The organism is Campylobacter sp. B0100352/1 (assembly GCF_020135855.1).
Classification (GTDB): Bacteria; Campylobacterota; Campylobacteria; order Campylobacterales; family Campylobacteraceae; genus Campylobacter_D; species Campylobacter_D taeniopygiae.
Genome location: NZ_JACHTP010000032.1, coordinates 1 through 9,125, shown reverse-complemented (window position 1 = coordinate 9,125; position 9,125 = coordinate 1). Strand labels below are relative to the sequence as shown.

General features: G+C 27.4%; 3 protein-coding genes and 3 pseudogenes. All 6 read left to right on the top strand.

Annotated elements, in window-relative coordinates; genetic code table 11:
• Positions 1-326: 326 nt before the first annotated feature.
• On the top strand, positions 327-1,727 hold the full coding sequence (locus H2279_RS07940) for a PDDEXK-like family protein (protein ID WP_337196198.1): 1,401 nt from the start codon (positions 327-329) through the stop codon (positions 1,725-1,727).
• A gap of 77 nt (positions 1,728-1,804) precedes the next feature.
• Positions 1,805-5,580: pseudogene (locus H2279_RS07935) on the top strand (type IIG restriction enzyme/methyltransferase).
• Positions 5,581-5,582: 2 nt separating this feature from the next.
• Positions 5,583-6,785 carry a hypothetical protein gene (locus H2279_RS07930; protein WP_337196197.1) on the top strand — a complete coding sequence of 401 codons (1,203 nt, stop codon included), beginning with the start codon at positions 5,583-5,585 and terminating at the stop codon, positions 6,783-6,785.
• Positions 6,786-6,871: 86 nt separating this feature from the next.
• Positions 6,872-7,546: pseudogene (locus H2279_RS08910) on the top strand (pentapeptide repeat-containing protein); the annotation flags it as partial.
• Positions 7,547-7,708: 162 nt separating this feature from the next.
• Positions 7,709-8,164: pseudogene (locus H2279_RS08905) on the top strand (pentapeptide repeat-containing protein); the annotation flags it as partial.
• Between the two features lie 559 nt (positions 8,165-8,723).
• A partial coding sequence (locus H2279_RS07920) for a pentapeptide repeat-containing protein (RefSeq protein ID WP_337196195.1) occupies positions 8,724-9,125 on the top strand: 402 nt, incomplete at its 3' end.

Genomic DNA, 9,125 nt, shown 5'->3' with positions numbered 1-9,125 from the left:
TTTTTCTTTGGATGCTTTGTATGTTTTAACTTTGTTGTTTTAGTTTGTGAATAAGTTTGGTTTATAAATTAAAAGAAATTTATTAAGATTTGGGTTTATTAAATGATTTATGAGAAATGTTTTAGGGTTAGCATTTATCAAGGTTTATTTTATAGTTTGATTAGGTAGGATTTAAAAGTTTAGTTGGTTGTACTTTAGCCTTATTTTAGTTTGTGATTAAACAATAAAAGTTTTTATTCAATATATTTTTTATATAATAAATGATAATTTAAAAAATGGTTTGTTTGATATATGAGCATGAGAAGTTGTAAAATAGAAGGAAAGATATGGAATATTTTATCAAAGGGTTATCTAAAGCAGATCATAAATTTGAAAAAGATGCTAATGATGGTTTTAGCGATATAAATATATTTGAAGCTTTAAATGTTGAAGAAAAAGAAAATTATCATTCTAAATTTATAGCTTATTTGGTTGATATAGAAAAAGGACATTATCAAAAAAATTTTGCAAAAATATTTTTAGAAAAACTTGGTAAAAGTTTAAAAAATACTAAGTTTGAAAATTTAAACGTAGAAGATATAAAAAGTATAGAAACAGAAGCCTGTGTCAAAGATAATAGAAGAATAGATATTTTGATAACATTCAAAGATAAAAGATACATTATAATAGAAAATAAAATTTACGCAAAAGATCAAAAAAATCAATTAAAAGATTACATTAGCTTTATAAGAAAAAATATCAAAGATGTAAATGATTGCTATAAAAATATATTAACTATATATTTGCATCAAGATGCGGATATTAATCCCAGTTATTACAGCTTAGGCGGTTTTACTATAAAAGAAAATTTGATCAAAGATAAAAATGAAAATATCATGAGTTACTATTTGAAAATGGATTATATGTGGATTAAAGAATGGATTTGTCAATGTATAAAAATATATGAAAAAAAATCAATTAAAAATCAAAAATTCTCATCTGATATACAAAATATTATTTTTACTCTCAAACAATATAAAGATATTTTACAATGGTATATAACAAATGAGTATATTCAAAGAGATGATGTGTTGGAATTTATTTTTTCAAAAGATATAAAAACAAAAATGAAAAATTTAAACAATGCTATGATTTTATATAGATACAGCAAAAACAAATCAGAACTTAAAAATTTAAAAGAAGAAGATTATAAAAAAGCTAAAAATATCATTCAGTATAAATGGAATAGTATTTGCAAAACCATCTTAGAAGAATTTTTTGACAATTTTGAGCAAATGGAAATTAAAATAAGCGATATTATTTTTCTTGCTAATAAAATAGAAGAAAATCGCGCCAATCGAGGCGTGTTAGTTTTTTATCCTAAAGATTATAAAAATGAGAGTTTATATCCTTGCATTTATCTTTATTTTCAAAAAAGTCGTTACGATACTTTTGGTTTAACATTTGAAATATCAAACGATGATGAAGATGTTGAAGATGAAAAATATAAGCAATGTTTAAAATTGTTTAAAGATATAAAAAAAGAAAATGTTAAAAAATACAAAGATCATTATTATTGCGATAAATTAATAAACAATCAAAAACTAGAAGGAGAATACGCTTTTATTTATTGGTTGATCGAAAATGAAAATCATGTAAAAGATTTTATTCAAATTTTAAATGATTTTTTTGAGAAAGAATTGGTAAAGAAGGCATATAAAGGCATCAACAAATTCTTAAAAAAATAAAAAACTTGTAGGGATTTTTTCTTTATCAAAAGTAAATTTTAGTAAAATAATAAATTATTTTTTATTAAAGGTTGATGATGCTTTTTACTTTGCTTAATGAAAAAGAATTTTTAAATCCTTATTATCGCAAAAAGCCCATTTTAGAGACAGAATTAAACGATTTTGTTAAGATTTTAAAGGACTATAAAACCAACCTCGAAAACAATCTCAAAAACAACGAAGATTCCCTCGTGGCAAATGCATTAAGCAAATTTTTTGAAAGTTTAAATTTTGAATGCGAAGTCAAAAGCATACACAAAGGCAATAGCGGCATAGATTTAGCCTTAAAAAAAGATGGATTTACTCAAGTTATCATCGAAGCAAAAACGCCTCATTCTAAAGAATTTTTCACTCAAAACAAGCCAAATTGCAAAGCCTTGCAAGAGTGCATTTTGTATTATCTTCGCGAAAGAAAAGCCCTAAATTCATCGCTTAAGCATATCATCATCACGGATTTTTATAGTTTTTTCATTTTCAAGGCAGATTTGTTTGAAGAGCTTTTTAACAAAAACAAGCATTGCAAAGAAGCTTTTGAAAATTTTGAAAGCAAAGCCTCTCTTTTTAAAGGCAATACCGATGAAATTTATAAGGAATTTGAAAAGCTTTTAAATTCAGATCTTTATCTTAAAAGCAGTTTGAAAGGAATTTTTATCGACTTAAAGCCGATTTTAGAGCAAGAAAAACCAAGCTTTAGCGAGTTAAAACCCTTGTTTAAAATTTTTAATAAAGCTTGTTTATTGGCCGAATTCAATCCAAACGACGCAAATTCCCTAAACAACGCGTTTTATAAAGAGCTTTTGTATATCCTAGGGCTTTGTGAAAACAAACAAAACTCAAAACTCATCATCGCCAAAAGCGAGGAAAGCAAAGAAGAGCAGGGTACTTTTTATACGGCTATTAATTCCAAGCTTAAAGAAGAAAATTTTGAAGTCATTTTAAAGCTTTTGATTTTATGGTTAAATCGTATTTTATTTTTAAAGCTTATCGAGTCAAATTTGGTGCGTTTTAATGATGATAAAAATTTGAAATTTTTAAATGTCAAAAAAATTCCAGATTTTGGTAAATTGAGCGAACTTTTCTTTGAAATTTTAGCTAAGGCAAAAGATACAAGAAAGAAAAGCGAATTTGCTTATTTGCCTTACTTGAATTCATCTTTATTTGAAAAACAAAGCATAGAAAATACCCTTGAAATCGCAAATTTAAGCAACAATCTAAAGCTTGATTACTATAAACACACGGTGTTAAAGGATGATAAATGCAAGGCTAAAAAAGGACAAGTTGGGCTTTTAGAGTATTTGTTTGAATTTTTAGATAGTTTTGATTTTGGTAGCGATGATGAGCAAAGCGAAATTTTAAGCCAAAAAGAACTCATAAGCTCTAGCGTTTTAGGAAATGTTTTTGAAAAACTCAACGGCTACAAAGAAGGAAGTTTTTATACGCCAAGCTTTATCACTTCTTATATGTGTAAAGAAAGTATCACAAAAGTAGTTCTTGATAAATTCAACGCCAAATTCGATCTTGAGGCTAAAGACATAAGCGAGTTAAGAAAATCTTTGAGAAAAGAAGACAAAAACGCACAAAAAGAGCTTTTAAATTCCATCAAAATTTGCGATCCGGCCGTGGGAAGCGGGCATTTTTTAGTTTCTGCTTTAAATGTGATGCTTAGCATTTATGATGAATTAAATCTTTTCGAAGAAGAATTTTACCTAGAAGTGCAAAACGATGAAATTCTCATCACCGATCGCAAAGGTGAATTTATAGAATACAAACGCCCAAGCACGCACAAAGACAAAGCGCATTTGATCCAACAAGAACTTTTTCACACAAAAAAAGACATCATAGAAAACAATCTTTTTGGCGTCGATATCAACCCAAATTCTTGCGAGATCACCAAACTAAGACTTTGGATAGAGCTTTTAAAGCATAGTTTTTATCAAAGTTTTGATGATGAGAATTATCACGATCTTAAAACCCTACCCAACATCGACTAAACATAAAATGCGGAAATTCTTTGATCGCGTATTTTGACACTCAAAAGTCTTTATCGCATTACCCTAACATCAAAGAGCGTATGAAAAAGTATCAACACATAGTTAAAGACTATAAGGAAGGATTTTACACCGATAAAAATCTCATCGCTAAAGAAATCAAAAACCTCAAAGAATCTTTTAAAAATTTTTGCCTTAAAGACAAATTTGCCAAAGAAATCAAACAACTAACCAACAACGCAAACGAGTATTCTAAAAAATACGGCGATTTTTTAGCCGATGAACATCACGATGAAAAATTTAAAAGCTTTTTTTCTAAAAATATGTTTGAATTCAGTTTTGATGAAAAAGCTGCAAGAAAAGAATTTAAAAAACTTTTAGATCTTTATGAGCGTATTTTTGAGCTAGAAAAATCACATCCTTTTGAGTGGCGTTTTGAATTCCCTGAAGTGCTTGATAGTAACGGAAATTTTCAAGGCTTTGATCTCATCATCGGCAATCCGCCTTATATCAGACAAGAAGAGATAAAAGAACTTAAGCCAAATTTGGCGAAAAATTATAAGGTTTATAAAGGCACGAGCGATATTTATACGTATTTTTACGAGCTAGGTTTTAACGTGCTTAAAGAAAATGGCGTCCTATCTTTCATCACATCTAACAAATACACTCGTGCAGGATACGGCGAGGCTTTGCGTGAATTTTTACTCAAAAATACTCAAATTTGCGAATACATCGATCTAAACGGCGTCAAAGTTTTTGATAGTGCCACAGTGGATACAAGCATACTGAGTTTTAAAAAACTAAAGCCTAAAGATTCTTATTTCAAATACCTTGCCTTAGATAATGAAAATTTAAAAACTTTTAATATCGCTTTAAATGCAAATTTCAAAGAACTTCCGCAAAAATCCTTAAGTAAAGAAAGCTTTACTTTTAGCGATGAAAACATCAGTGCCCTAAAGGCTAAGATAGATCGTATAGGCACTCCGCTTAAGGATTGGTATGGGCTTAATATAAATTATGGTATTAAAACCGGCTACAATGAAGCTTTTATCATCACCACTGAAAAAAAAGATGAGATTTTAGCAAATTGCAAAGACGAAGAAGAAAAAGAACGCACCGCCAAACTCATACGCAAAATACTACGCGGACGCGATATAAAAAGGTATGCTTATGAATGGGCGGGACTTTGGATAATATTTATACCTTGGCATTTTCCAAATACCGAAAATCCAAAAACTATGTTAGAAAATGAGCAGGATTTAAAAAAACAATATCCAAGCTTATATAATCACTTATTTTCACACAAAGCAAGATTATCTAAAAGAAATAAAGATGAAACAGGAATTCGTTATGAGTGGTATTGTTTGCAAAGATGGGGAGCAAATTATTATCAAGAATTTGAAAAAGAAAAGATAGGTTGGTAAAGAGTAACACAAGAGCCAAGTTTTATTTTAGAAAAAGAATTTGTTTTGTTAGATTCTATGGCATTTATGACGGGAAATTCTAAAAATGAACTTTCTTATCTTTTAGGGTTTTTAAATTCTAGTTTGATTTTTTATTATTTTAAAAATATAGGGCATTTGTATTCTGATAAAGGTTTTTTATTGTCAAATCAATATGTAGAAAGATTTCCTATACCAAAGATAAATTCCAAAAATCAAAAAACAGCCGATGAATTAGTAACCCTAGTCGATGAGATTTTAAAAGCCAAAGAACAAGACAAAAACGCAGATACCAAAATTCAAGAAGACAAAATAAACACTTTAGTTTATAAGTTGTATAATCTCACCGAAGATGAGATAAAAATAATAAAAAATAAGGAGTAAAAATGGATAATAATTTGGATCAAATTCAAGAAAGGTTATTTGGTAAGTTTTTAAAAACTTTTAAGGATAAGAAATCTTTAGAACAATTAGAACAGTTGATTTATTTAATTGAAAATAATAGATTGCAGGATTCATTGAAAGATATTGAAGAATTTAATTCCGCTTATAATGGCAATGATGAAGAGATGTCTATAAAAGATATGATTGAAGATATAAAAATGTCTCAAAAAGATATAGATGAAATTTATGGGAAAATTTTTGATATTCAAACCGATGATGAAAATAAAAGCAGCGCTTTAATCGAAATTGAAGAAGCTATAGAATGTGCAAATAAAATGAAAAATGATTATATGAAATTTTATGATCAGGAAGATTCTCAAGGTAATGTTATCGAAGGGATTATTTCGAAGTTGGAACAAGCTTGTGATGATATCGAAGAAAATAAAGATAAAATAGAAGAATTTGAAGAATTTTATAATAAAATTTTTATTGGTGTTGAGGCAGATGAAAATGGAAAAGGTGGAAAGTTATCTCTTGAAAAATATTTGGATGAAAAACAGGCTGAAATAAACAATTTAATTTCTAGTAAAAAACAAGAATTAGAAAATTGTCTAAATGGTTATAAAGATAAATTTGAAAATTTGTATAAAGAAAAAAATGATGAAATAAATGAATTATTACCAGGTGCAACTTCTGCAGGATTAGCTGAGGCTTATAAAGATGAAAGAGAAGCTGCACAAACAAATATCAAAACTTGGAATATAATTTTTGGAGTTTCTATATTTGTTTTTATTATTGTTTTTGGTATTTATTTTTGCTTTTCGTTTGAGGAAAATTTTACATATGTAAATTTTCTTAGAGCTTTGCCATTTTTATTTTTTAGCGGATTTTTTACTTATTATTCTACAAAGCAAATTGCAGAATATAAAAGAATAGCAAGTGAGTATGCCTATAAACAAAGACTAAATCAAACTTATAAAGGGTATGAAACTCAAATAAAAGAAACAGATAATGAGGAACTAAAAAATCAACTTTTAAAAATTATGTTAGATTCTGCAGAAAATAATCCAAGCAAGATACTTGATAAAAAAGGTGAAATTCCTAGCTTGAGCATGATTGAAAAACTAATCGATACTCTTCCATTTGATGTATTGAAAAAACTTCAAAATAAAATCCAAGGAAAAATAGAAAATAAAATAGAATAATTATAAAAACCGCACGTAAAAATTCCATAGTGCCTAGCTAAAAACAAATGAAAGTCAAGGAAATACGATGAAAGATGAGGGATTAAATGGATAGTGAAAATTTTATTGAAGAGTTGAAACCTTATGGCATTTTAGCCAAAGGGAATCGGCGGTTTTGCTCGTTTGGGACTAAGATAAAAATATCTTATGCTACTATAGAAAGCATAGATTTTGATGCTTTGCAAGAAAAAGGTATAAAAGAGCTTTCTATAGTGTTTAGTAAAATTTTAAACATAAAATTTTCAAATCAAAACGATGTAGAAATTCATTTTGAAAGTTGCGATTTCTTGAACCAAGTTTTTGCTTATGAATGCCACTTTGAAAAAGAAGTTGAATTTGTCGGTTGTAATTTTCAAAAAGAAGTGAGTTTTTATAAAGCAACATTTCGAACTATAGCGAATTTTTATAAAGCAACATTTCGAACTATAGCGAATTTTTATAAAGCAACATTTCGAACTATAGCGAATTTTTATAAAGCAATATTTCAAAAAGAAGCGAATTTTGATAAAGCAACATTTCAAATGAGAGTAATTTTTAATGGAGCAATATTTCAAAATAAGGTGATTTTTTTTAATGCCAAGTTTTTAGCCAAACAAGAGGATAATGAGATAATAGAAAATAGTTTTGAAAACGTAACTTTTGAAAAAGAAGTTTTTTTTAATGGAACATCATTTCAAACTATAGTGAGTTTTTATAAGGCAACATTTAAAGATACGGTGAGTTTTGAAGAAGTATCATTTCAAGCTAAAGTGAGTTTTAATAAAGCAATATTTCAAGATAAAGTGATTTTTTTTAATGCCAAGTTTTTAGCCAAACAAGAAGGTAATCAAATAATAAAAAATAGTTTGAAAAAAGTAACTTTTAAAAAACAAATTGATTTTTCAAATTGTCAATTTTTAAAGGAAGTTGATTTTAAAAATAATGAATTTTATGAAGCTTATTTTAAAATGTCTAAATTTAAAGATAATGTGTATTTTAATAATTCTTATTTTAAAGATTATGCTGATTTTCATGAGTGCGAATTTGAAAAAAATGCTTGTTTTTATGGGGTAAAATTTGAAAAGGTTCCGAATTTCTCCCAAGCGATTTTCAAAGGAAATTTAAATGCTGTCAATGCAAATTTAAATTTTGATTTTGAAGATTTAGAAAAGAAAATCAATCAAGAGTGTGAAGAATTTAATAAAAATAAAAAAGAACAAGATAAAAAATCTTTAGATAAATTTGCTAATGATTTTAGAGATTCTTTTAGGGTTTTTAAAAATGTCTTGATAAAAGATAATAATTCCCTAGACGCATCAAATTTTCACAAATGCGAGCTTTATTGTAAAGAGATAGAGCTAAATTCTAAAAAACCTAAGAAATTTTCTAAAGAATGGTTGGATAAATATCAACTTATGTTTTATAGAAATCTTTGTGAACATCATACGGACTTGATTTTAAATTTAAGATGGTTGATTGCAATTGTAGGTTTCTTTGCTTCTATTTTGTTTGTTTTAAAGTATGGAAATGGGAATTTGTCTGAATTCTTTAATAAAGACAATGATTTGCTTAAAGTATTAAAAAATATTCTAAATGTGAAAGCTTTAAATGATAGCAATGCTGTATATTTAATCTTTATGTATTCTGTTATAGGCTTATTGTTTGTTAGAACTTTTTTTATTTTATATTATGCGGTGATTTGTTTTTTTTATATCACGATAAGTTCTTTTAATCTATTTCAAATAGTAAGTTTTACTTTCAAATCTCATAAAGATTGCTTAGAAAATATAACAATATTTTTATATATTTTTTGTATAAGTTTGGTTGTCTTTTCACTCCAAAAAACCGCACGTAAAAATTCCATAGTGCCTAGCTAAACAAATGAAAGTCAAGGAAATGCGATGAAAGATGAGGGATTAAATGGGCAGTGAAAATTTTATTGAAGAGTTGAAACCTTATGGCATTTTAGCCAAAGGGGATTGGCGGCTTTACCCGTTTGGGACTAAGATAAAAATATCTGACGCTACTATAGAAAGCATAGATTTTGATGCTTTGCAGAAAAAAGGTATAAAAGAGCTTACCATAGCGTTTAGTAAAATTTTAAACATAAAATTTTCAAAGCAAAACGATGTAAAAATTTATTTTACCAAATGTAATTTTTTAGAACAAGTTTTTGCTTTGAAGTATAATTTTGAAAAAGAAGTTGAATTTGTCGGTTGTAATTTTGAAAAAGAAGTTGATTTTAGTAGAGCAGAATTTCAAGCTAGGGTAAATTTTAAAATTTCCAAATTTAAAGGTGAAGCTAGATTTATAAAAACTAAA

Excerpts from the sequence above, each read along its gene's own strand:
- H2279_RS07940 (WP_337196198.1), top strand. The coding sequence starts at position 327 with ATGGAATATTTTATCAAAGGGTTATCTAAAGCAGATCATAAATTTGAA.
- H2279_RS07930 (WP_337196197.1), top strand. The coding sequence starts at position 5,583 with ATGGATAATAATTTGGATCAAATTCAAGAAAGGTTATTTGGTAAGTTT.